At 63.4% G+C, this 23,436-nt stretch carries 22 protein-coding genes and 2 tRNA genes; 12 read left to right on the forward strand and 12 right to left on the reverse strand.

From position 1 onward, the window contains the following. Nucleotides 1-9: 9 nt before the first annotated feature. Entirely contained in the window at nucleotides 10-2,073 is a 2,064-nt protein-coding gene (gene ppk1, locus AWB72_RS21600) for a polyphosphate kinase 1 (RefSeq protein ID WP_087128701.1), read from the reverse strand. A gap of 259 nt (nucleotides 2,074-2,332) precedes the next feature. On the opposite strand from ppk1, the gene ppx reads away from it, so the two are divergent. Then, nucleotides 2,333-3,847 carry an exopolyphosphatase gene (ppx, locus tag AWB72_RS21605; protein ID WP_087128703.1) on the forward strand — a complete coding sequence of 505 codons (1,515 nt, stop codon included), beginning with the start codon at nucleotides 2,333-2,335 and terminating at the stop codon, nucleotides 3,845-3,847. Nucleotides 3,848-3,850: 3 nt separating this feature from the next. Here the strand turns inward: ppx and AWB72_RS21610 are convergent, their stop codons facing one another. Both AWB72_RS21610 and sixA read right to left on the reverse strand, forming a co-directional pair. After that, a complete protein-coding gene (locus AWB72_RS21610; protein ID WP_040051614.1) occupies nucleotides 3,851-4,642 on the reverse strand; it encodes a GNAT family N-acetyltransferase in 792 nt (263 codons plus the stop codon). Between the two features lie 119 nt (nucleotides 4,643-4,761). Beyond that, a complete protein-coding gene (gene sixA / locus AWB72_RS21615) occupies nucleotides 4,762-5,220 on the reverse strand; it encodes a phosphohistidine phosphatase SixA (RefSeq protein ID WP_040051450.1) in 459 nt (152 codons plus the stop codon). Between the two features lie 108 nt (nucleotides 5,221-5,328). Between sixA and AWB72_RS21620 the strand changes: the two genes are divergently transcribed. The 3 genes from AWB72_RS21620 to AWB72_RS29215 all read left to right on the forward strand — a co-directional run bounded on the left by AWB72_RS21620 (nucleotide 5,329) and on the right by AWB72_RS29215 (nucleotide 5,915). Further along, a tRNA-Pro gene (locus AWB72_RS21620) sits at nucleotides 5,329-5,405 on the forward strand. Between the two features lie 73 nt (nucleotides 5,406-5,478). Next, nucleotides 5,479-5,655 carry a hypothetical protein gene (locus AWB72_RS29210; protein WP_167550974.1) on the forward strand — a complete coding sequence of 59 codons (177 nt, stop codon included), beginning with the start codon at nucleotides 5,479-5,481 and terminating at the stop codon, nucleotides 5,653-5,655. A gap of 116 nt (nucleotides 5,656-5,771) precedes the next feature. Further along, nucleotides 5,772-5,915: a hypothetical protein gene (locus AWB72_RS29215; protein WP_167550975.1), complete on the forward strand. Its 144-nt coding sequence runs from the start codon at nucleotides 5,772-5,774 to the stop codon at nucleotides 5,913-5,915. A gap of 9 nt (nucleotides 5,916-5,924) precedes the next feature. Here the strand turns inward: AWB72_RS29215 and AWB72_RS21625 are convergent, their stop codons facing one another. The 3 genes from AWB72_RS21625 to AWB72_RS21635 form a co-directional block, all read right to left on the reverse strand. Beyond that, nucleotides 5,925-6,224 (reverse strand): hypothetical protein, encoded by a 300-nt coding sequence (locus AWB72_RS21625; RefSeq protein ID WP_087128716.1) that lies wholly within the window; start codon nucleotides 6,222-6,224, stop codon nucleotides 5,925-5,927. A gap of 59 nt (nucleotides 6,225-6,283) precedes the next feature. Beyond that, nucleotides 6,284-7,021, reverse strand: a complete 738-nt coding sequence (locus tag AWB72_RS21630) for a peptidoglycan DD-metalloendopeptidase family protein (RefSeq protein ID WP_052449980.1) — start codon at nucleotides 7,019-7,021, stop codon at nucleotides 6,284-6,286. 106 nt (nucleotides 7,022-7,127) lie between these two features. Further along, nucleotides 7,128-8,042 (reverse strand): aldose epimerase family protein, encoded by a 915-nt coding sequence (locus AWB72_RS21635; protein WP_040051452.1) that lies wholly within the window; start codon nucleotides 8,040-8,042, stop codon nucleotides 7,128-7,130. 533 nt (nucleotides 8,043-8,575) lie between these two features. Here AWB72_RS21635 and AWB72_RS21640 point away from each other — a divergent pair. Continuing rightward, nucleotides 8,576-9,406, forward strand: a complete 831-nt coding sequence (locus AWB72_RS21640; RefSeq protein ID WP_040051616.1) for an undecaprenyl-diphosphate phosphatase — start codon at nucleotides 8,576-8,578, stop codon at nucleotides 9,404-9,406. Nucleotides 9,407-9,466: 60 nt separating this feature from the next. After that, nucleotides 9,467-9,543: transfer RNA gene (locus tag AWB72_RS21645), tRNA-Arg, on the forward strand. A 111-nt stretch (nucleotides 9,544-9,654) separates the two neighbouring features. Here the strand turns inward: AWB72_RS21645 and AWB72_RS21650 are convergent. After that, nucleotides 9,655-10,071 (reverse strand): DUF4279 domain-containing protein, encoded by a 417-nt coding sequence (locus AWB72_RS21650; RefSeq protein ID WP_040051453.1) that lies wholly within the window; start codon nucleotides 10,069-10,071, stop codon nucleotides 9,655-9,657. A 12-nt stretch (nucleotides 10,072-10,083) separates the two neighbouring features. Next, nucleotides 10,084-10,758 carry a hypothetical protein gene (locus AWB72_RS29505; RefSeq protein ID WP_244285710.1) on the reverse strand — a complete coding sequence of 225 codons (675 nt, stop codon included), beginning with the start codon at nucleotides 10,756-10,758 and terminating at the stop codon, nucleotides 10,084-10,086. Nucleotides 10,759-11,289: 531 nt separating this feature from the next. On the opposite strand from AWB72_RS29505, the gene AWB72_RS21660 reads away from it, so the two are divergent. Then, nucleotides 11,290-11,748 carry a response regulator gene (locus tag AWB72_RS21660; RefSeq protein ID WP_040051454.1) on the forward strand — a complete coding sequence of 153 codons (459 nt, stop codon included), beginning with the start codon at nucleotides 11,290-11,292 and terminating at the stop codon, nucleotides 11,746-11,748. A 68-nt stretch (nucleotides 11,749-11,816) separates the two neighbouring features. On the opposite strand, the gene AWB72_RS21665 is transcribed toward AWB72_RS21660, so the two are convergent. Beyond that, entirely contained in the window at nucleotides 11,817-13,379 is a 1,563-nt protein-coding gene (locus AWB72_RS21665; protein WP_040051455.1) for an acid phosphatase, read from the reverse strand. Nucleotides 13,380-13,609: 230 nt separating this feature from the next. Here AWB72_RS21665 and AWB72_RS21670 point away from each other — a divergent pair, with 230 nt between their 5' ends. From AWB72_RS21670 to AWB72_RS21680, 3 genes are all read left to right on the forward strand, one after another. Next, a complete protein-coding gene (locus AWB72_RS21670; RefSeq protein WP_052449996.1) occupies nucleotides 13,610-14,956 on the forward strand; it encodes a cytochrome-c peroxidase in 1,347 nt (448 codons plus the stop codon). Nucleotides 14,957-15,042: 86 nt separating this feature from the next. Beyond that, nucleotides 15,043-15,441 (forward strand): RT0821/Lpp0805 family surface protein, encoded by a 399-nt coding sequence (locus tag AWB72_RS21675; RefSeq protein WP_040051456.1) that lies wholly within the window; start codon nucleotides 15,043-15,045, stop codon nucleotides 15,439-15,441. 22 nt (nucleotides 15,442-15,463) lie between these two features. Then, entirely contained in the window at nucleotides 15,464-15,925 is a 462-nt protein-coding gene (locus tag AWB72_RS21680; protein ID WP_040051457.1) for an NUDIX hydrolase, read from the forward strand. A gap of 21 nt (nucleotides 15,926-15,946) precedes the next feature. Here the strand turns inward: AWB72_RS21680 and AWB72_RS21685 are convergent, their stop codons facing one another. Together AWB72_RS21685 and AWB72_RS21690 are read right to left on the reverse strand one after the other, a co-directional pair. Continuing rightward, a complete protein-coding gene (locus AWB72_RS21685; protein WP_040051619.1) occupies nucleotides 15,947-16,906 on the reverse strand; it encodes a transporter substrate-binding domain-containing protein in 960 nt (319 codons plus the stop codon). 109 nt (nucleotides 16,907-17,015) lie between these two features. Continuing rightward, the gene (locus AWB72_RS21690) at nucleotides 17,016-18,725 is read right to left on the reverse strand and encodes a glutamine--tRNA ligase/YqeY domain fusion protein (protein WP_040051458.1); all 1,710 of its coding nucleotides are present in this window, start codon (nucleotides 18,723-18,725) and stop codon (nucleotides 17,016-17,018) included. A 330-nt stretch (nucleotides 18,726-19,055) separates the two neighbouring features. Here AWB72_RS21690 and AWB72_RS21695 point away from each other — a divergent pair, with 330 nt between their 5' ends. Then, a complete protein-coding gene (locus AWB72_RS21695) occupies nucleotides 19,056-19,268 on the forward strand; it encodes a hypothetical protein (RefSeq protein ID WP_040051459.1) in 213 nt (70 codons plus the stop codon). Between the two features lie 21 nt (nucleotides 19,269-19,289). On the opposite strand, the gene AWB72_RS21700 is transcribed toward AWB72_RS21695, so the two are convergent. Further along, the gene (locus AWB72_RS21700) at nucleotides 19,290-20,510 is read right to left on the reverse strand and encodes a CaiB/BaiF CoA transferase family protein (RefSeq protein ID WP_040051620.1); all 1,221 of its coding nucleotides are present in this window, start codon (nucleotides 20,508-20,510) and stop codon (nucleotides 19,290-19,292) included. Between the two features lie 280 nt (nucleotides 20,511-20,790). Here AWB72_RS21700 and alaS point away from each other — a divergent pair, with 280 nt between their 5' ends. Continuing rightward, entirely contained in the window at nucleotides 20,791-23,415 is a 2,625-nt protein-coding gene (gene alaS / locus AWB72_RS21705; RefSeq protein ID WP_040051460.1) for an alanine--tRNA ligase, read from the forward strand. The last annotated feature ends 21 nt before the right edge of the window (nucleotides 23,416-23,436 follow it).

Consider the following 23,436-nt stretch of genomic DNA (forward strand, 5'->3'; position numbering starts at 1 on the left):
TTTAGCGGCTCAGGAACAGAACTTCGCGAGCAAGCCCAGCTGTGCATTGCGAATGGCTTTGCCCGAGCGGCGCTTGCGATAGTGCCCGTCGCTTTGCATGACCCATGCGGATTGATTGTCGCCGAGACATACGGACAGTCCTTCGGCGATCACGCGGCGCTTGAGCCGCCTGTCGCGAATGGGAAACGCCACTTCCACGCGACGGAAGAAGTTGCGGTCCATCCAGTCGGCGCTCGACAGATACACGTCTTCCTTGCCGTTCGCATAGAAATAGAAGATGCGATGATGCTCCAGAAAGCGTCCGACGATGGACCTGACCGTGATGTTCTCCGACAGATCTTCGACGCCCGGCTTCAGCGAACACACGCCGCGCACGATCAGATCGATCTTCACGCCCGCATGCGATGCCTCGTAGAGCGCGGCGATCACGGTCGGTTCGAGCAGCGCGTTCATCTTCGCGACAATGCGCGCGCGCCGGCCCGCACGCGCATGCTCGGCTTCGGCGCGAATCGCTTCGATGAGCTTCGCGTGCAGCGTGAACGGCGACTGCCAGAGATGCTTCAGCGCGATCTCGCCGCCGATGCCCGTCAACTGCTGAAACACGTGATGCACGTCTTCGCAGACTTCCTGATCGGCGGTCATCAGACCGAAGTCGGTATAAAGGCGCGCCGTGCGCGGATGATAGTTGCCCGTGCCGAGATGCGCATAACGCTTGAGCACGCTCTTGCCGTTCTGCGATACGCGCCGCACGATCAGCATCATCTTGGCGTGGCATTTGTGGCCGACCACGCCGTACACCACATGCGCGCCGACCGCTTCCAGTTGCGACGCCCAGTTGATGTTCGTCTCTTCGTCGAAGCGCGCGAGCAGTTCCACCACGACGGTCACTTCCTTGCCGTTGCGCGCGGCCTGCATGAGCGCGTCCATCAGCGGCGAATCGGTGCCGGTGCGATAGATGGTCTGCTTGATCGCGACGACTTGCGGGTCCTTGGCGGCCTGCAGCAGCAGTTCGAGCACGGGCTGAAAGCTCTCGTACGGATGATGCAGCAGCAGATCGCCCTGATCGATCGCATCGAAGAGATTGGTCGTATTCGCGATGCTCTTCGGCACCGCTGGAATGTGCGGCACGAACTTGAGGTCCGGCCGGTCCACCATCTCGGGCAATTGCATGAGCCGCACGAGATTGACAGGACCGTTCACGCGATAGCAATCGCGCGCATTCAACTGGCTTTCGTCGAGCAGGCGGCGAATGAGATGCGGCGGCGTTTCAGCCGATACTTCGAGCCGCACCGCGTTGCCGAGATGCCGCGCCGGCAGTTCGCCCTGCAACGCGACGCGCAGATTCGTGATTTCGTCTTCATCGACGAAAAGCTCGCTATTGCGCGTGATGCGAAACTGATTGCAATTGCGCACGAGAAGATGCGGGAACAGTTCGCTCACGAAGCGCTGCATGAACGAACTCAGCAGCACGAAGCCATGCGGATAACCCGACAGCGCTTCCGGCATGCGCACGAGGCGCGGCAGCGCGCGCGGCGCCTGCACGATGCCCATCACCGCCTGACGGCCGAACGCATCCGTGCCTTCCAGTTCGACGACGAAGTTCAGGCTCTTGTTCAGCACGCGCGGAAACGGATGCGCGGGATCGAGGCCGATCGGCGTCAGCACGGGCAGCAGTTCGTTCAGGAAATATTCGCGCGCCCATGCGGTCTGCTGATCGCTCCAGCTTTCGACGCCATGAAAATAGATGCCTTCCATTTCGAGCGCGGGAAGGACGATATCGTGCAGCATCGCGTATTGTTGATGCACGAGGCGTTGCGCGCGTTCGGAAACGAGATCGTAGACGTGCTGCAGCGACATGCCGTCCGGCGTGAGCGAGCCGGGGTTGTCGCGCATCTGCTCCTGGAGGCCCGCCATGCGGACTTCGAAGAATTCGTCGAGATTGCTGCTGGTGATGCAAAGAAAGCGCAGGCGTTCCAGCAAGGGCACCGAAGTATCGGCCGCTTGCGCGAGTACCCGCTCGTTGAAACCTAGAATGCCCAGTTCACGGTTGAAGAGCGGATAGCGTATGGACATCGCTTGTGAGGATGGGATCTCGATTGGAAGGGCAAAAGAACGCTCAGATAATCTCACAGTAAGATGTCTTTATTGTGACAGAACGATTGTCACAAATTCTACTCACATTGCGGATAGCGTCGCTAGCGCGAGGCGCGCATTCCCGATCCGATCCTTCGTCGCGCGGCATGGAATAGAATTCGTGCGCTGCAACAGCGCGGCATAGACCACGCGCAGTGCGTTTCTCACTTCACGCTCAATCACGATTCCCGGATCTCCGATGGTCACACATCCTCATCTCCTTGCCGCCGTCGACCTCGGCTCGAACAGTTTCCGGCTGATCGTCGGACGCGTCGAGGAAACGCCTGCGGGCAGTCAGATCTATCAGGTCGATGCGTTGCGCGAACCCGTGCGGCTTGCGGCGGGCCTCTCGCGCGACAAGATGCTCGATCGCGCATCGCAATTGCGCGGCTGGGATGCGCTCAAGCGCTTCGGCGAACGCCTGCGCGACTTTCATCCGGATCAGGTGCGCGCGGTCGCGACGAACACGCTGCGCGTGGCCAAGAACGCGCACGACTTTCTCGTCGAAGCGGAAAACGCGCTCGGCTTTCCGATCGAAGTCATCGCGGGCCGCGAGGAAGCGCGCCTCATTTACGCGGGCGCGGCGCATTCGGTGCCGGCGAGCGCGGGCAAGCGGCTCGTGGTGGATATCGGCGGGGGATCGACGGAGTTCATCATCGGCTCGCATTACACGCCGATCCACATGGAGAGCCTTTATATCGGCTGCGTGAGCCACAGCCGCCAGTTCTTTCCCGCCGGCAACGTCGACGAATTCACGATGCGTCAGGCCGAACTCGCCGCCAAGCGCGAAATCCAGATCATCTCGCGCGAATACAAGCAGACGGGCTGGGATCAGGCGATCGGCTCGTCCGGCACGGCGCGCGCGCTCGCCGAACTCGTCGAAGCGAACAGCTTCAACGACCCGCAATACACGCACGGCATTTCGCGCGGCGGCCTGGAGCGCCTGAAGCGCGCCCTGATCAAGGCGGAGAACGTGAACCGGCTGAAGCTCGTCGCGCTCAAGCCCGACCGCATTCCGGTGCTGGCGGGCGGTCTTTCCATCATGCTCGGCGTATTCGAGGAACTGGGGATCGATTATGTCGATACCACCGACGGCGCGCTGCGTCTCGGCGTGCTCTACGACCTGCTCGGGCGCTCGCAGCATCAGGACATGCGCACGGTGACGGTGGAAGGCTTCAAGCGCCGTTATGCGGTCGATGCCGCGCAGGCCGAACGCATCGGCGATCTCGCGATCAGCTTTTACGATCAGCTCGGCGAACCCGACGATGCCGAACGTCGGCAGGAAAACCGCATGTTCCTCGCGTGGGCGGCGTCGCTGCACGAGATCGGTTTGTCGATCGCGCATAGCGCGTATCACAAGCACTCGGCGTATATCGCGAGCAACGCGGACATGCCCGGCTTCTCGCGCACGGATCAGGCGCGCCTCGCGGCGCTCGTGCTCGGCCACGCGGGCAAGCTCGGCAAACTCGCGCAGGCGCGCGACGTCGACTGGACGCTGCTTTTCTGTCTGCGCCTCGCGGCGCTGCTGTCCCGGCGACGCACGGACGTCGGGCTGCCCGGCATCGAGGTCAAGGCGACGGCGGGCGGCTTCGACGTGCGCCTGCCGAGCGAGTGGGTGACGAACAATCCGCTCACCGACTACAGCCTCGTGCAGGAAGCAATGGAATGGGAAAAGATCGGGCGCCCGTATCGCGTGGTCTATACGGGCGAATGACGTTCAGCGCGCCGCGTCGCCGATGAAATGCCGCGCGTAACGCGCGTTGATCTCCGACAGGCGGAATAGCGTCAGAAAGTCCGCCGTGTTGAAGTCCGGGTCCCACGCGGGCGCGCCGCAGATTTTCGCGCCGAGGCGCAAGTAGCCTTTCACGAGCGGCGGCGCGCTTACCGTGACGCCCGTGCGCAGTTCCTCGAAGGGCAGCGGCGTATGCGGGAACGCGCGATATTCCGGCGCGCAGAGCGCATCGGCGGGCAGCGAGCCGTAGAGATTCGCGGCGTAATGGCCGCCATCGTTCATGCCGACGCTCGCGCAGCCGAGCATCGTTTCATAGCCGTTGTGCTTCATGTACGCGGCGAGGCCGCCCCAGAGCGACATGATGACCGCGCCGCTGCGGTAATCGGCATGCACGCACGAGCGTCCCACTTCGACGAGGTTCGGCCGCAGATGTGTGAGACGCGAGACGTCGAATTCGCTTTCCGCGTACAGCCGCCCGATGCGCGCGGCCTGATGCGGCGGCAACACGCGATACGTGCCGACCACTTTCAGCGTATCGAGATCGCGCACGAGCAGGTGATCGCAGAAGGAATCGAACTCGTCGACGTCGAGGCCGGCTGGACCCGTGAGCCGTGCGCCCATTTCGTCGGAGAACACGCGATAGCGCAGGCGTTGGGCTTCGCGCACCTCGTCTTCGGTCCGCGCCCACGCGACTTGCAGCCGGTGCTGGCTGGTGACGGTTTCGGCGGTGCGGGGAAGGTGGCGGCGCGAATGGACGGGCGTCGGCAGATCTTGCATGGGCATTCCTCGGCAGGACGTGGCTTGAAGTCCCCGCCAATGTAGTAACGCCCGGTGACGCTCGCATGGCTCTGCAATGACGTTTCGATGAAACGACACACGCCCGCGCGATTCACCTTCTACAGCAGGTCCGGATTCATCACCGCGCGCAGCACGATTTGCCCGTCGCCGCCGCGCGTGCGCCCCTGGAACCACCAGATGCCTGTTTTCTTGATCGACCACTCCGCTTCGTGGCCGGTCATGAGCGACGCCGCGACGCGTCCGAGCGTCGGCTGGTGTCCGACGATCACGACGGTATCGGCGGCGCCGTCGGGCCAGCCGGCGGCATCGAGCACGTGCTGGGCGGTCTTGCCGGGCGCGAGCTCATCGACGACGCGATAGCGGTCGCCGAACGCCTCGGCGGTCTGGATGGTGCGCGTGGCAGGGCTGACGAGGAAGAGGGCGTCGTCGTCGATGCGCGCCTTCAGCCACTTCGCGATGCCCTGCGCCTGCTTGCGTCCGCGCGGCGTGAGCTGGCGCGCGAGGTCGCTCGATGCCTGGTCTTCCGCTTCGGCGTGACGCCAGAGAATGAGGTTCATCGATCGTCTCCGTGAGAGGGGTCGTGTGCGTTTCTACCGTGCGTAGAACGATGCGTGCCTGGGCTGGATTGCGGTTCGCAATCATCGACGCTACAATACGCGGCTTGTCGGAGCGTAGCGCAGCCTGGTAGCGCATCTGATTTGGGATCAGAGGGTCGAAGGTTCGAATCCTTTCGCTCCGACCACGAAACACACGAAGGGGTTACAAGTTGCGGCTTGTAACCCCTTCGTTTTTTTCGACACCCGCAAAGAGGCCACATGCCGCGTCACGTTCTTTCTCTCGCCTGCGCCGCGTTCGTCGCGCTTGCCCTTTCAGCATGCGCCGATTCTTCGACGCCCCACAAGCATCCGCCGCAAGATCCGCCCGACTACAAGGGCGTGCCGACCGACACGCGTCCGCCATCGATGCTGATCGCGCCTGCGCAGCCGGAGTAAGGGGGATTGAAACGAGAGTCGGTCATCGCTACTCGGTGACTCTCGTTAGCCGTGATTCGAGCGCAAAATTTGCCGGACCATTATGATCGCAATATTTGTTGCAATCGGGTCCCGTCATGAATCTGCTGTGGGTTTTCGCGGCTATTGGGCCTGTCGCGCTCGCATCGCTCGTCGCGTTCGCCGCGCATATCGATCCGTTGTCGGGCCACTGGCGATCGCTGAACTTCAAGGGCCGCAAGCGCGAAACATCGGGCGCTTGAGCCGGCGCTTCACTGCTTGCAGCGAATGACCATCGATCGATTCTTGATGTTCGCGCCGAAGATTCCCGCCACCGATCCGCCCGCCGTCGCGCCGTTGTCCGCGTCTTTCGACACCACATCGTACCCATACGCGCCGCACACTTCGCCCGCCTGCTTGTAGCACGCAGCCCAGCTCGTGCTCGCGTCGCTGCCGCTGCAGTTGATGGCGAAGCCGGTGTCGCCCGACGGCAGGTAGGTCATCGTCGCGGTGTGGGCGCAGCCGCCTAGCGTCGCGGTGAGCGCGGCGGCCGCGAGAACCACGGCCGTCATCGCCGCGTTCGTCTTCTTCGTCGATCTCATCAATCTTCCTCGTAACGCCGTCACGCGCTTTAGCGCGGCGGCAGATAGCGCGACGGGTCCGTCGAGCGGCCCATGTAGCGCACTTCGAAATGCAGCATCGTGCGATCGCTGTCGGTGTCGCCCATTTCGGCGATCTTCTGCCCCTGCTGCACGGTCTGGCCTTCCTTGACCAGCAGCGTCTTGTTGTGGGCGTAGGCGGTGAGGTAATCGTCGCTGTGCTTCACGATCAGCATGTTGCCGTAGCCGCGCAAGCCGTTGCCCGCATACACGACACTGCCTGCCGCCGCCGCGACGATCGGCGTGCCCGCCGCGTTCGCGATGTCGATGCCCTTCGAATTCTTGCCATCGAAGCCGCGAATGACCGTGCCTTGCGTCGGCCACGCCAGCGAGACGCCGGGGCCCGCCGTGGTCGGCGCGGGCGCGGGCGCGTCGGCGCTGGCTTCGCTCTTCGCAGCGCTCGAACTGCTCGAAGCATTCGAAGCGCTGGAAGCATTCGATCCGCCCGAACTACGCGATGCCCCCGAAGCCATCGCCGTGCCGGCAGGCGGCTGGACGCGCAGCACTTGGCCGACTTCGATCGCATCCGGGTTCGCGAGCGTGTTCCAGCGCGTGATGTTTCTGACCGATGTGCGGTTCTCGCGCGCGATCTTGAAAAGCGTATCGCCTTGCTGCACGCGATAGAACCCTGGCGCGACCGGACCCGTGCCGCAAGCGGTCAGCACGGCGGCGAGCGATGCGCAGACGAACAGTCGAATTCTTTTTTGCAAAACCTGACCTCGCTAGGCGCGGCCGTTCCACGGTGCGCGCGGCAAATCGAAAGGCAGGATTCTACCGTTTCGGCTTTCGTCGGACGGAACGGCGCCTCGCGCTGCCTTAATCGGCAATCGGCGTGACGACGAGCCGAAGCAGCGCCGTCTCCGTCTTGCCGGGCGCGAGCCAGCGCAGTCCGCGCCCGTTGTGGATGGCGTCGGGCAGGCCGATCCACGGCTCCACGCAGTAGAAATCCGCGGTGTCCGACTCGGTCCACGTGGTGACCGCGTACCAGGGCACCGAATCCGGCTGATGCAGCTCGAAATTGACGACGCGACGAAGCCCCGGCATCACCAGACGCACGGGTTCGTCGGACGGTCCCGTCAGGCAGTGGAAGCAATCGATGATGCTGTCGTCGCCCAGGGAATAGCGCGGCGCGCCGGGCTCGGCGTCCGTGATCGAGCCGTCCGCCCGTTGCCGGCGCCGCTCGGTGCGCGGCAGCTCGACACTGCTTTCGGCGCGCTGCGCGTGCGGCAGATGAAAGTAGAAGTGATGCCCCGTGTAGTACGGCAGCGCGACTTCGCCGGGATTGGACGTGGTGAGTTCCACTTCGAGCGTGGTCGCATCGACGATGCGGTATGCGGCTTCAAAGCGGAACGCAAACGGATAGCCGTCGCGGGTGGCGTCGCTGTCGACGAGCGTCATGCGCAGGCCGTGGCCGTCGGCATCGCGCGTGGCGGAGAAGGGCAGGTTGCGCGCGAAGCCGTGCGTCGGCAGCGAATGGACGACGCCGTCCGGATCGCGCCATTTGCCGATTTCGCCATCGACGAAATGTCGGCCGAGGAACGGGAACAGCAGCGGATTGCCGCCGCGAATCTTGGCGGCGTTCGACCAGGCGGCGTCATCGAGCGGAGCGGGCCAGTGAATGACCGGCTCGCCGCCGACGCGCCAGGTCATGAGCCGTCCGCCCGCGTGCGGCGCGAGCTGGATGGCGGCGCCGTCGCGCTCGATTTCGATGATGTCTTTCTCGGTTGACATGATGGCAACGCACTCCGTCGAAGGGCGGCGCGCGGCTTGGGTGTGTGAGCCGGCGACTGTGACTGGTTAAGGGATGGGCCGATTCTGCCTCGCTTTTTCATGCGGAGAAACCCTCTGCGGGAAATTGCGCCTTTCGAAGCAAATTGCAATGTGTTGTTATACGCAGCGAATGTTGGGAATCAGACGGACAGGAGTCTTCATGGATTTGGCGATGGCAATGGGCGTCGCGATGTTCGGCCTCTTCGGAGCGAGCACGGCCCTTTTTCTCTACAAACTCAAGGCTTGAGCGATACCGGCGGAATGGTCCGGCATTTCGATTTGCTTGATATCGCCTTGCAATTGTTTATCTCTTGCCGACACTTTGCTGTCGGTGTCTCTTTGTGTGCGCATAGCGCTTGGCGCTCGAATTGCCGCTAGGCATAATCGGTCCTCTTGCGCGCCGCACCATTTATTTTCCCTTCATTCGGCCTTTTCGTGTCGTCGAGAAGCGGCTGCGGCGCATCCCTTTTCCTCTTCACGACAAGGACCGTCGCGTGACTCTCTGGTTTCTCGTTTTTCTCAGCGTTCTTCAGGGCGTGACCGAACTGTTTCCGGTCAGCAGCCTGGGCCATACGCTGCTCGTGCCTGGCGTCATCGGCATGCATATCGACAAGCATGCGCCGCAATTGCTGCCGTTTCTCGTCGCGCTGCATCTCGGCACCGCCATTGCGCTGCTCTGGTATTTCCGCAAGCGCTGGATTGCGCTGATCGGCGGCTGGTTCGCGTCCCTGGGCGGCCGACGCAACGAGGAAGGCCATATGATGTGGGCGCTCATCATCGGCACCATTCCGACGGGCATCGTCGGTCTGGTGCTCGAGAAGCGGCTCGAAGCCATTTTTCACGACTTGCGGATTGTCGCGGCGGCGCTGATCGTCAATGGCGTGCTGCTGTGGCTGGGCGATCGTTTGCAGCGAAGCCGGGCATCGCGCGCGCCGGAGAAGCTCACGTTCAAGCAGGCGTTTCTGGTGGGTCTGGCGCAGATCGGCGCGCTGATTCCGGGCTTTTCGCGCAGCGGTCTGACGATGATCGCGGGCGTGGGCGCGGGTCTGACGGCGGAAGCGGCGGCGGAATTTTCGTTCCTGCTCGGCACGCCGATCATCTTCGCGGCGGGCGTGCTCGAATTGCCGAAGCTCTTCCATGCGCCGGGGCAAATGGCCGATGCGCTGCTCGGCGGCGTGCTGACGGGCATCGCGGCTTATCTGAGCGTGCGTTTTCTGATGCGCTATTTCGAAGGCCACGGCAAGCTGGCGTCGTTCGGCGTGTATTGCGTGATCGCGGGGATCTTCTTCCTCGGATGGTTCATGACGCACACGCAGCCCGTGTAATGGCAGCTGGACGCGCGGCAGGGCGGATGAGGTAAAATCCCGGGCTCTGCTGCGCCATACCCGCCCTTAGCTCAGTTGGATAGAGCAACGGCCTTCTAAGCCGTAGGTCACACGTTCGAATCGTGTAGGGCGGGCCAAGTGGAAGTCATCAGGATTCAAGCAAGACGCCGCCCTCAAGGGCGGCGTTTTCGTTTTTCGCTTGTCCGATTGCGCCCGATGATGGTTGGTCATGCCTGGACTGCGGCGAATCACCGGTATTCATCGATGTCGATCTCGATACCCATCGAGTCGGCAATCGCTCTAATGTCGTCCGGAACATCGGGCACGCGGTTGCCCTCGTAGTTGGCCCAATAACAGAAGAAACGAGCGTGGCCGTTCTGTCGCTCCAGCAGTGCGCGAAAATCGGCGCGCGGCAGGGCGAGCCGGGAGACAAGATATCGGAAATGCGGCGTCAACTCGTCACTGCTCACGGCCTCCTCGCTAGAAATGCTCCAGATTCCTTGACGCCACGCAAAGGCGCTCTGCTGCCCAGAACGCGTCAGGCGAGGCTGCCCTTTCACTCCTGCGGTCGAAGGTGTTACGTCGAAGTATTTCGTCCAGAATTCGGGCAGCTCGACGTCCTGATAGATGCAAAACGAGGCATAGGCTAATTGGCGTGTTGTCATGATCGGTGCGACTCAATAGCTGTGCATGTTGTCAATTTTGTTGCCGTTGAAATACACGTCGCCGTTGTCGTGCCAAACAACGTTGTCGTCGCCGCGTAATTGATTTGCAGCCTTCATCACGTGAATCATGTCGCCGAACTCATCGCGGTCGTATCCAAGCATCTTCGCGGCGTAATCGGGGTTGGTCGTGCTGGCGGCAACGTCCATGACATCGTCGCCCAGATCCTCCGGCACGTAGTCAAACGGCGCCGCATCGCTCAATGCCGTGTCAGTCAACGCCGTGGCGATTCTTCCGTCCGGCAGCACGTCGCCCGGTTTTGCCGCCATGATCGCGAAGAAATCGTCGGCGGGCAGTCTCCGCAGCGTCGAAGGCGTGAACGTACGAACGGCCGCTGTCACATTGGCCCCGCGACTGAACAATTGCGAGGGTGTGAACGTGACTGATCGTGGTCTCGGCGCATCATCGCCGCGGCTGCCGCGCAGGCCGCTGCTGGGCGCATCCGGAATCGTCAGCAACTCTCCCGATTCGATGGCGCGCCGGACTTTCCATCGAGCGATCTGTACGTCGTCTTCGTCGAGTTCGAGCAGGGTACACGCGCGCGAGATGAACGCCTGATCGTGCTCCCACTTGAATGAGTCAGCCAGAAATGCGCGCGCCGCTTGCGTCGCCCGATCTCTCTCCTTCATGCTTGCGAACCCTGCATCGCGTCGACGGTATAGCGTGAGCGAGCGATCCTGCAACCGAACTCCGTTTCGCAACTGCGCCTCCTTCCGCGAGCCGAATGCCGCCTCACGAAGCGCTGGATGCACTACATCGCGGCGTGCTGCTTGATAATGCGGACTTGCGCGCGGAGCGGGAAGGCGATTGTTCCGAATGTTGGCGAAGAAAACCGGACGTAGCCGTCGAGGGACGACGAATTGTTCGTTCGCGTCAGGCCGCACTTCTGAAACGTCCGGAGCGCAACCGCTCCTACCGTCGCCAACGAAGTAGCACCGCCGCTTTCAGAATGCCCATACGGCCCATCCCTGGCCCACTTCCTGCCCGCATTTCGCCCCGTGTCCCTGCGCGAGGCGACCGCTCGACGGCCCGAGCCCCGCGCGTCGACCCGTCAGCAAGATCGAACCGGCGCGCCCCCGCATCGCACCGATCCGCATTGGTGCGCGCATGCATCGCGATGGCGCGTCATGCACCGGATGAATCGTCGGAAGAGGGCGACATTGAACAATCGAGCATACGAAACCAGTCCGGCGCAATGCTCGCTATGGAATCGCAAGCGGCTGCGCGTAATAGCCGAATCACGACGCGTCCTCGTCGCGCAGACGGAGCGCGCGCTCGGCGAATCGCTCGTGTCGCTGTTCGACCTGAAGGGCTTTCCCGCGCGTTACGCGCCCGATGTCGCATCGCTCAAAAGCGGCGTGAGCGAATGGCGGCCGCACGCGGTGTTCGTCGATACGCGCATCGGCGGTTGCGCCAACTATGCGCTCGTGCGCGAACTGCGCGCGCATCACGATGACGACGCGCATCGCCTCGTCATCGCGATGAGCGGCTTCCTGCCCGAAGAGCCGCTCGCGCATCTGAAGGAAGCAGGCTACGACGGCCATTGCCGCCGGCCCTGTCCCGTGTGGCAGATGACCGACATCCTCGACGAATTCTTCGCCTGCCATCTCGTGCGCTGATTCGCCCGAAGAAAGCAAAGCGGGCCGCATCGTGAAGACTGCGGCCCGCTGCATCGCACGAAAAAGACTTACTGCGAGAAGTCCAGCGCGTTCGTCAGATCGCCCATCGCCTTGCCGCCGTTCGCGGTCAGCGCGGCGTCGCGGGCGGAGATGCCCGGCAGCGTCGGCAGCGAGAAGCGCTTGGTGATGAAGCGCAGGATCGACGTCGTGTCGTACTGCGTATGATCGACGAAGCCCTTCTTTGCATACGGCGACACGATCAGCGCCGGAATGCGCGTGCCCGGACCCCAGCGATCGCCCTTCGGCGGCGACACGTGATCCCAGAAGCCGCCGTTTTCATCGTACGTGACGACGACGACCATGTTCTTCCACTGCGGGCTGTTCTGCAGATGCGTGATGAGATCGGCAATGTGCTGATCGCCCGATGCCACATCCGTATAGCCCGCATGCTCGTTCAGGTTGCCCTGCGGCTTGTAGAACGACACCTGCGGCAGCGTGCCCGCGTCGATCGCCTTGATGAACTCCGAGCCGTTCGTGCCGCCATCGAGCAAATGCTGCGCGCGATTCGTGGTGCCCGGCGCGAGGTCGGCGAAGTAGTTGAACGGCTGATGGTGCGTCTGGAAGTTCGGCACCGAATTCGTCGAACCGCCGATGACCGAGCGATTCGCCAGCGCCGCGCCCCACGATCCGCCGTACCACGCCCAGCTCACGCCCGCGTTGTTGAGCAGGTCGCCGATGTGCGTCTGCGTTTGCGGCGGCAGCGTCGTCGCGACGGTCGGATCCGCGAGCGTCGCATCGCCGCCCGAAGCCGGCGCGTTGCCGCTCGGCTGATACGGCGGCTGCATCGTGTTGACCGCGAAGAAGTCGGGCGTGAGGTTGCCCGAGTTCACGAACTTCGGTGCGCCTGCGAGCGCGGAAGCCGGACTATTCGATGCCAGCGTGAGCGACACGCCATCCGCATTCACGACCGAAATCGATCCCTTCGCGACGCTCTTGTCCGCGTTCGGATACACCGGCGTGCACGCGCACACGAGCCACTGGTGATTCAGGAACGAGCCGCCGAACGCGCCCATGAAGAAGTTGTCCGCGAGCGTGTATTGCTGCGCCACCTTCCACAGCGGCAGCTTGGCGGGCGGCGTGCTGTAGTGGCCCATCACGAGACCGCCCGAATCGGCCCATGCGGCGAACTTGTCGTTCTTGCCGCCGTCGATCTGCATCTGGTTCTCGTAGAAGCGGTGATACAGGTCGCGCGTCGTGACCGACAGCGGCGTGTTGAAGCCGTTGGGATCGTCGATCGCGAAGGGCGCGTTCGGCAGATTCGCCGTCATCGCTTCGCCGATCGCGGGCGTCACGCCCGTCGCCGTCAAACCGGTCCAGATCTTCGGCAACGTGGCCAGCACGCTGCCGTCGCGATCGAGCTGCTGCGCGCTCGCGGCCGTCACGTTCTGCAGGCCGTTCGCGCCCGGAAAGCTGCCATAGAGATTGTCGAAGCTGCGGTTCTCCGCATAGATCACGACGACGTTCTTCACCGATGCAATATCGCTGTTGCGATGATCGCCGCCGCCGCATGCATACAGGCCGAATGCGAGCGCCGATGCGAGCGGCACTGCGCAAACGAGTTTCTTGTTCATTGGGCTCTCTCTTGTGTTGGGGAGCCGGCGCGTGACGTGTATCCGCTGCATCCGGCGTGCGCAGTGTGCCGCCGCTCTTTTACGCAGTCATGTAATTAGCCTTTCGCCGCCGTAATGTGCATCGAAGCCGAGCGCGTGAATGCACTCGCCATGACGGATTCAAGGCTTGTCACATGAAAGAAATATCGCCGACCTACGCTGCGGCATCTTTCAATTTCGCCGTCACGTTCATGCCTTCGATGCGTCTTCCGTTCGTTCTGTGTTCAATCGCGCTGGCGGCGTTGTCGGCGGCACTGAGCGGCTGCGATTCCCGCGAGGCGAACGCAGCGACGAACGTAACGACCCACGCGGCAACGAACACGGCCCCGCAAGGTCAATCGCGCGCCGAAGTCTTCGCGCACGTGAAGATGATGTCGTCGGTCGGCGAGAAGCTCTTCAACGATCCCTCGCTGTCCGGTTCCGGCAAGCTCGCGTGCGCGTCGTGCCATAGTCCGGCGCATGCGTTCGGTCCGCCGAATGCGCTGTCGGTGCAGCTCGGCGGCAGCGACATGCATCGGCCTGGCTTTCGCGCGGTGCCGTCGCTCAAGTATCTGCAATCGGTGCCGCAGTTCACCGAGCATTTCCACGATTCCGACGACGAAGGCGACGAAAGCGTCGATGCCGGTCCGACCGGCGGCCTCACGTGGGATGGCCGCGTCGATCATGGCGCGGATCAGGCGCGCATTCCGCTCTTGTCGTCGTTCGAAATGGGCAGCACGCAAGCGAAGGTGACGCAGGCGGTGAAGGCGTCGCCGTATGCGGACGATTTTCGCCGCGCGTTCGGCGCGAACGTCTTCGATAGCGACGACAAGACGTTCGCCGCCGTGCTTGCATCGCTCGAAGCGTTCGAACAGACGCCGCAGAAGTTCTTCCCGTACACGAGCAAGTTCGACGCGTTCCTTGCCGGCCGCGCGAAACTCAACGATGCCGAACTGCACGGCCTCCAGCTTTTCAACGACGAGAAGAAGGGCAACTGCGCGTCGTGTCACATCAGCCAGCGCGCGAAGGACGGCTCGCCGCCGCAATTCAGCGATTTCGGGCTGATCGCGATCGGCGTGCCGCGCAATCGCGCCTTGCCGATCAACCGCGACGCGAACTTCCACGATCTCGGCGCATGCGGTCCCGAGCGCACGGACCTGAAGGGCCGCGACGAATTCTGCGGACTGTTCCGCACGCCTTCGCTGCGCAACGTCGCGACGCGCAAGACGTTCTTCCACAACGGCATTTATCATTCGCTCGACGAAGTCGTGCGCTTCTACGTCGAGCGCGATACGAACCCCGAGAAGTTCTATCCGGTATCGAAGAAGGGCGTCGTGCAAAAGTTCGACGACCTGCCGCGCCGCTACTGGGAGAACATCAACACGCAGCCGCCGTTCGATCGCAAGCGCGGCGACAAGCCCGCACTCGACGAAGCCGAGATCAAGGACGTCGTCGCGTTCCTCGAGACACTCACCGACGGCTACGATCCCGCGAAAGACAAGGACGCGCAAAAGGGCACGGCGCTCAAGGACATGAAGTCGGCCGCCAACCGACCCTGAGGCGCGGCTGCGCGTGGGCCTCGTGATATTCTCGTTGCGTTCCGGCGGCACGCCCGCCGGACGATTTCGCAACGAGGAGAAACTCCATGCCGATTCATCATCGAGCGCACGCTCAAGCCTGCATCCGGACGATCGCGGCCGCCGCGCTCGCTGCCGCCAGCGCAGGCGCATTCGCCGCCAATCTCGGTTTCCTGAACAACACGCCGATCACCTACATGAAGCAGCGCGACCTGCAGCTGCTCAACAAGGCGGCGCAAACCGCGCTCGAAACAAAGAAGGACGGCGAAGCGCTCGAATGGAACAATGAGGGCGCCGGCAATCCGGTGCCGGTCAGCGGCACGGTGACGCCGCATGAGGCGTTCGAATCGGACGGCCTCAAGTGCCGCAAGATCACGCTTGTCGCCAACGCGAAAGGGCAGACGCAGACGTGGATGCCCACGGCCTGCCGCCAGGCGGACGGCAAGTGGAAGCTGAAGAAGCAATGACCACGACGCGAGCTATCGCGCGATGACCGGCCGCACTGTATCGTGCGGCGTGGTCATGCTGAACGCGCAAGGCGACGTGCTCCTGTGCCACGCCACCGAAACCACGCACTGGGACGTGCCCAAGGGCCAGGCCGATCCCGGCGAGAACCCGCGCGACGCCGCGTTGCGCGAACTCGTCGAAGAGACGGGCATCGTGCTGTCGCCCGAACGGCTCGAGCATCTGAAGGATCTGGGGCGATTCGTCTATCGGCGCGACAAGGACCTGCATCTGTTCGCGGTGCGCGTGACCGACGGCGAAGTGGATCTCGCGAAATGCGTCTGCGAGTCGTACTTCCCGCGCTATAGCGACGGCACGATGATCCCCGAGATGGATGCGTACCGCTGGGTCAGCCCGGCGGATGTCGACCGCTTCGCGAGCCGCAGTCTCGCGCGCCTTTTCCAGACCACGCTATCGCTTGCCGAACTCAACGAAACGCTCGACTGAGCTTTTGCCGAACGCGGCGAGTCAGTCGAGCGTGCGGTCGTTGGGATTCGCGAAGAGCGCCTTCATTTCCGCCGACATCGGGAATTGCAGATTGACGCCATCGGGCGGAATGGGCTGCATGAACCACGCTTCATAGAGCTTCGCCGCTTCGCCGGAGCGCTGCATATTGGCGATCACGTCGTCGACGATGCGCTTGAACACGGGATCGCCCTTGCGCATCATGCAGCCGTAGGTTTCGTTTCCGAGCGATTCACCCGTCACCCGATAATCGTCGCGCGCCTTGCCTTGCAGCGCGATCTGGCCGTAGAGCAGCGGATCGTCCATCACGAACGCGACGGCGCGATCGTTCTTGAGCGCGGCGAAGCCTTCGCCATGATCGCGCGCGCTGATGATGCGCATGTCGAGCTTGCGATCCTTCGTCATTTGCCGAAGGATGCGCTCGTCGGACGTGCCCGCGGTGGTCGCGACGGTCTTGTGCGCGAGATCGGCGTAATCGCGAATGCCGGACTTGCGCTTCACCGCCATGCGGATGCCGTACTGGAAGAAGCTGTTCGAAAAGGCGACGAGCGGATCGCGTTCCGCGAGATGCGCGGTCGAGCCGCACTCGAGATCGACCTGATTGTTGACCACGTACGAGATGCGGTTCGCGGACGTGACGACCACGTTTCTCACCGCGAGATTCGGCATCTTGAGCCGCCGCTTGACTTCGTCGACGACCTTGAGCGCGATCGCGTAGGAGTAGCCGGTGGGCTGCTGCTTCACCATGTACGAGAACGGAATCGACGCTTCGCGCGCGCCGAGTACGATCGCACCGTTCTCCGCGATCTTGCGCAGCGTGGCCGATGGCGGCATCTGATCGACGAGCGCCTGCGCCGATGCGATCTCGGCGGCGGTCGCGGCATGCGCGACGGGAGAAGCCAACGTCACCGTCGAGGCGACGGCGCACGCGATGCGACGCAAGGAGCAATGCGGCAGCTTCATGATGTCCTCGTTAGAAGCGGCGGGGTGCTGCGCGTATGGTTTGGGAAAGAGGGACGCCGCATGGCCGTGCGGCGTCTTTTTCATCGATGCAACGGCGATTCAGCCAACGTCAGGCCGGCTTGCCCCAACTGTCGCGCAAGCTGACGATGCGGTTGAACACCGGCTTGCCGGGCTGCGAATCGACGCGATCCGCGACGAAGTAGCCGTGCCGCTCGAACTGGAAGCGGTCTTCGGCGTTCGCGTCGCGGGCGCTCGGCTCCAGATACGCGTTCACGACGCGCTTCGATTCCGGATTGAGCGCATCCAGGAACTCCGCGCCGCCCGCGCCGGGCTGCGGCTCCTTGAAGAGCCGGTCGTAGATGCGCACTTCGGCGGGATACGCGGTGGCCGCGCTGACCCAATGGATCGTGCCCTTGACCTTGTACGCGTTCGCGCCTTCCGTGCCCGACTTGCTGTCCGGGAAGTAATTGCAGTGGACGGCGATCACGTTGCCGTTTTCGTCCTTGTCCGCGCCCGTGCATTCCACGACGAAGCCGTACTTCAGGCGCACCTTGTTGCCCGGGAACAGGCGGAAGTAGCCCTTCGGCGGCGTTTCCTGGAAGTCTTCGCGCTCGATCCACAGTTCGCGCGAGAACGGGAACGTGCGCACGCCGCGATCCGGATGATGCGGATGCACCGGCGCGCTGCACTCGTCGGTCTGTCCTTCCGGATAGTTGTCGATGATGAGCTTGAGCGGATCGAGCACGGCGATCGCGCGCGGCGCTTTCTCGTCGAGATCGTCGCGCAGCGCGCCTTCGAGAATGCTCATGTCGATCCACGAATCGACCTTCGTCACGCCGACGCGCTCCACCATCAGGCGGATGCTTTCCGGCGTGAAGCCGCGCCGCCGTACGCCGACGATGGTCGGCATGCGCGGATCGTCCCAGCCGTCGACGTGATTTTCCTGCACGAGTTGCAGCAGCTTGCGCTTGCTCGTGATCGCATACGTGAGGTTCAGGCGCGAGAACTCGATTTGCTGCGGCAGCGGACGCGCGAACACGCCGTCGTCCGCGAGCCGCGCGAGGAACCAGTCGTAGAGCGGCCGATGATCCTCGAATTCGAGCGTACAGAGCGAATGCGTGATGTTCTCGAGCGCGTCCGACACGCAATGCGCGTAGTCGTACATCGGGTAGATGCACCACGTATCGCCCGTGCGGTAGTGATGCGCGAAGCGGATGCGGTAGATCACCGGATCGCGCATGTTGAAGTTCGGCGACGTCATGTCGATCTTCGCGCGCAGCACGTGCTCGCCTTCCTTGAACTCGCCCGCCTTCATGCGGCGGAAGAGGTCGAGGTTTTCCTCGGGCGTGCGGTCGCGATACGGCGAGTTGATGCCCGCTTCCGTGGCCGATCCGCGCGTTGCGCGCATTTCCTCGGCGCTCTGGCTGTCGACATACGCCTGGCCCTTTTCGATGAGCTTCTCGGCGAACGCGTACAGCTTGTCGTAGTAGTCGCTCGCGAAATACTTGTGCTCGCGGCCGTCCTTGTTCCAGTCGAAGCCGAGCCACTTGACGGCGTCGATGATCGAATCGACGTATTCGACGCTTTCCTTTTCGGGGTTCGTATCGTCGAAACGCAGATGGCACACGCCGCCGTAATCCGCCGCCAGCCCGAAGTTCACGCAGATGCTCTTCGCATGGCCGATGTGCAGATAGCCGTTCGGCTCGGGCGGAAAGCGCGTTTCGACGCGCTGCGCCCATTTGCCGGAGCGGTTGTCGTCTTCGATGATGTTGCGAATGAAATTGGATGGCGCCGGGGCGTCGTTGCGATCGGTGTTCATGCGAAAGAGAGTGCCAACGTGCTGCTGCGTGGGGGATCGGTTCGGGAAGCGTTCCTCACGGCTGGAACGCGTTCGAATGCATTGAATATCGGGTCGATTCTACCTTACGCAACTGCCGCGGGCATGGTTGCGCCCTCGCGCGTGGCGGACGGCGCGGGCGCGGATCGTAACGACCGTAACGGGAGGTAAATCGGCTTGTGGACGCGGTTCGGGGAATTTTAAGATCGGCTCGCCTTGTCCGGTGCGAGGACCGTTCCAGGTTCGTCGAGCCGGCCACGCAGCGGACAACACATCACAACACATCACAACGACAACACAAGGAATTCGACCATGAACAAGATCGCCAGGACGACCATCAAGCTCGCGGCTGCCGCCGCACTGGTTTCGAGCCTCGCCGCATGCTCCGGCATGTCGCGCCAGCAAGCGCACGCGGCCATCGGCGCGGGCGCGGGCGGCGCGCTCGGCTACGTGCTGACGGGCGGGCCGATCGGAACCATCGCCGGGGCGGCGGCGGGCGGGCTGATCGGCGCGGGGACGCGCTGACGAGGCAACGCGCCCGCGTCCTCAGATCACGTTTTTCTCGCGCAACTGGGCGATGTGCGCGTCGTCGTAGCCGAGCACGTCGGATAGCACGCTCGCCGTGTGCTCGCCGAGCATCGGCGGATGCGTGCGCGCTTCGGGCGGCGTCGCGCTCATTTTGATCGGACTCGCGACGAGCTTCACCGCGCCCGCTTCCGGATGCGGCAGGTCGATCTGCATCTTCCGCGCGACGACTTGCGGATCGTCGAACACTTCGCCGAGATCGTTGATCGGCCCGCACGGCACGCCCGCCGCTTCGAGCGCCGCGAGCCATTCGTGCTTGCCTTTCTGCCGCACCATGTCCGCGAGAATCGGCACGAGCACGTCGCGGTTGCGCACGCGCGACGGATTCGCCGCGAAACGTGCGTCGTCGGCAAGTTCGGCGCGTCCGCCCGCTTCGACGAACTTGCGGAATTGCCCGTCGTTGCCGACGGCGACGATGATCCAGCCATCGCTCGTCTGGAACGTCTGATACGGCACGATGTTCGGATGCGCGTTGCCCCAGCGCACCGGCGGCTTGCCGCTCGCCAGGAAGTTCGTGTTCATGTTGGCGAGCATGGCGACCTGCACGTCGAGCAGCGCCATGTCGATGTATTGCCCTTCGCCCGTGCGGTCGCGGTGGCTCAACGCCGCCAGCACGCCGACCGTCGCGTACATGCCGGTCATCAGGTCCGCAATCGCCACGCCGGCTTTTTGCGGCCCGCCGCCGGGCTGGCCGTCGCGCTCGCCGGTGATGCTCATGAATCCGCCGATACCCTGAATGATGAAGTCGTAGCCCGCGCGCTGCGCATACGGCCCCGTTTGCCCGAAGCCCGTCACCGAGCAATAGACGATGTCCGGTTTCACGGCCTTCAGCGATTCATAGTCCAGTCCGTACTTTTTCAGCTGACCGACCTTGTAGTTTTCCAGCACGACATCGCTTTGCGCGGCCAGCTCGCGCACGATGCGCTGTCCTTCCGGCGTCGCGATATCGACGGTCACCGAGCGCTTGTTGCGGTTCGCCGCAAGGTAGTACGCGGCTTCGCGCGTGTCGCCGCCGTCCGGCTTTTTGAGGTACGGCGGGCCCCAGTGACGCGTATCGTCGCCGGTGTCGGGGCGCTCGATCTTGATGACGTCCGCGCCGAGATCGCTCAAGGTTTGCGCGCACCACGGGCCCGCCAGCACGCGGGTCAGGTCCAGTACGCGGATGTGGCTCAGGGCTCCCATTCGATGTTTTCTCGCTTGGCTAGAAGTTTCGATGTCCGGCTGCGCTTTTCGCGACAATTCCACGACTCTCGCATGAAACGCCGCGTGCGCGAAAGCCGGGCGAATCGCCGCGCGCCGGCGCGAGACGGGCGCGAGCACCGACCGGCGCGTTATCCGGCGGCCCGCCACGGCGAATCCCGTATAATCGAAAACCAACTTTGCCCGGCGAAAAATCCCTTCCGAAGGGCCGTTCCGGGCAACACCGAAACCGCATCAAAAAACGCTAAGCCGCCCGTACGCCATGAAAGCCGCCGAAATACGCGAGAAGTTCCTGAAGTTTTTCGAATCGAAGAGCCACACGATCGTCCGCTCGTCGAGCCTCGTGCCGGGCAACGACCCGACGCTGCTTTTCACCAACTCGGGCATGGTCCAGTTCAAGGACGTGTTCCTCGGCGCCGAATCGCGGCCCTACACGCGCGCGACCACCGCGCAGCGCAGCGTGCGCGCGGGCGGCAAGCATAACGATCTCGAGAACGTCGGCTATACCGCACGTCATCACACGTTCTTCGAGATGCTCGGCAACTTCTCGTTCGGCGACTATTTCAAGCGCGACGCCATCCACTATTGCTGGGAGCTGCTGACCAAGGTCTACATGCTGCCGCCCGAGAAGCTGACCGTCACCGTCTACAAGGAAGACGACGAAGCCTTCGACATCTGGGCGAAGGAAATCGGCGTGCCGGTCGAGCGCATCATCCGCATCGGCGACAACAAGGGCGCGCGCTACGCATCCGACAATTTCTGGCAGATGGCCGATACCGGCCCGTGCGGTCCGTGCTCCGAAGTGTTCTACGACCACGGTCCGGAAATCTGGGGCGGCCCGCCGGGATCGCCGGAAGAAGACGGCGACCGTTTCATCGAGATCTGGAATCTCGTGTTCATGCAGTTCAACCGCGACGCGCAAGGCAACATGACGCCGCTGCCCAAGCAGTGCGTCGATACCGGCATGGGCCTCGAACGCTTGGCCGCGGTGCTGCAGCACGTCCACAGCAACTACGAAATCGACCTGTTCCAGACGCTCATCAAGGCGGCCGCGCGCGAAACCGATACCGCCGATCTGAACAACAACTCGCTGAAGGTCATCGCCGACCACATCCGCGCGTGCTCGTTCCTGATCGTCGATGGCGTGATTCCCGGCAACGAAGGCCGCGGCTACGTGCTGCGCCGTATCGTGCGCCGCGCGATCCGTCACGGCTACAAGCTCGGCAAGAAGGGCGCGTTCTTCCATAAACTCGTGGCCGATCTCGTCGCGGAAATGGGCGCGGCGTATCCCGAGCTGAAGGACGCCCAGCAGCGCGTAACCGACGTATTGCGTCAGGAAGAAGAGCGCTTCTTCGAGACCATCGAGCACGGCATGTCGATCCTCGAAGGCGAACTCGCCGACCTGGAAAAGAAGGGCGTGAAGCAACTGGACGGCGAACTCGCGTTCAAGCTGCACGACACCTACGGCTTCCCGCTCGATCTGACCGCGGACGTGTGCCGCGAGCGCGGCGTGACGGTCGACGAACCCGCGTTCGACGACGCCATGGCCCGCCAGCGCGATCAGGCCCGCGCGGCCGGCAAGTTCAAGCTCGCGGCCGGGCTCGAATACTCGGGCGCGAAGACCACGTTCCACGGCTACGAGAAGGACATCTTCGACGACGCGAAGATCGTCGCGGTGTATGTCGAAGGCGCGTCGGTGCAGCAGGCGCAAGCGGGTCAGCAAGCGGTCGTCGTGCTGGATCACACGCCGTTCTACGCGGAATCCGGCGGTCAGGCGGGCGATCAGGGCGTGCTCGTGAACGCGGCGACGCGCTTCGAAGTGGCGGACACGCTGAAGGTGCAGGCCGATGTCGTCGGTCATCACGGCACGGTCGCGCAGGGCACGCTCAAGGTCGGCGACGTGGTGAAGGCGCAGATCGACGGCATCCGCCGCGCCCGCACCGCGCGCAACCATTCGGCGACGCACCTGATGCACAAGGCGCTGCGCGAAGTGCTCGGCGGCCATGTGCAGCAGAAAGGCTCGCTCGTCGATGCCGACAAGACGCGTTTCGACTTCGCGCACAACGCACCGATGACGGATGACGAAATCCGCCGCGTCGAGGAAATCGTCAATGCGGAGATTCTGGCGAATGCGCCGGGCGTCGTGCGCGTGATGCCTTACGACGAAGCGGTGAAGGGCGGCGCGATGGCGCTCTTCGGCGAGAAATACGGCGACACGGTGCGCGTGCTCGATCTCGGCTTCTCGCGCGAACTCTGCGGCGGCACGCACGTGCAGCGTACGGGCGACATCGGCCTGTTCAAGATCGTGATGGAAGGCGGCGTGGCGGCGGGCATTCGCCGCGTCGAAGCCATCACCGGCGACAATGCCGTGCGCTACGTGCAGGAACTCGACGCGCGCATCAACGCGGCGGCGAACGTGCTGAAGGCGCAGCCCGCGGAACTCACGCAGCGCATCGCGCAGGTTCAGGAGCACGTGAAGTCGCTGGAAAAGGAACTGTCCGCGCTGAAGTCCAAACTCGCCGCGAGCCAGGGCGATGAACTCGTCTCGCAAGCCGTCGATGTTGCCGGCGTGCACGTGCTCGCCGCGCAACTCGAAGGCGCCGACGTGAAGACGCTGCGCGAAACCGTCGACAAGCTGAAGGACAAGCTGAAGAGCGCGGCCATCGTGCTTGCTTCGGTGGATGGCGGCAAGGTCAGCCTGATTGCAGGCGTGACGCCGGATGCATCGAAGAAGGTGAAGGCGGGCGAACTCGTCAACTTCGTCGCGCAGCAAGTGGGCGGCAAGGGCGGCGGACGTCCCGACATGGCGCAAGCGGGCGGCACCGAGCCGGCCAACCTGCCGGCGGCGCTCGCTGGCGTGACGGGCTGGGTGCAGCAGCAGCTCTGAGCATCGCGCTGGAAGTAATCG

This window comes from Caballeronia concitans, from assembly GCF_001544615.1.
GTDB lineage: Bacteria > Pseudomonadota > Gammaproteobacteria > Burkholderiales > Burkholderiaceae > Caballeronia > Caballeronia concitans.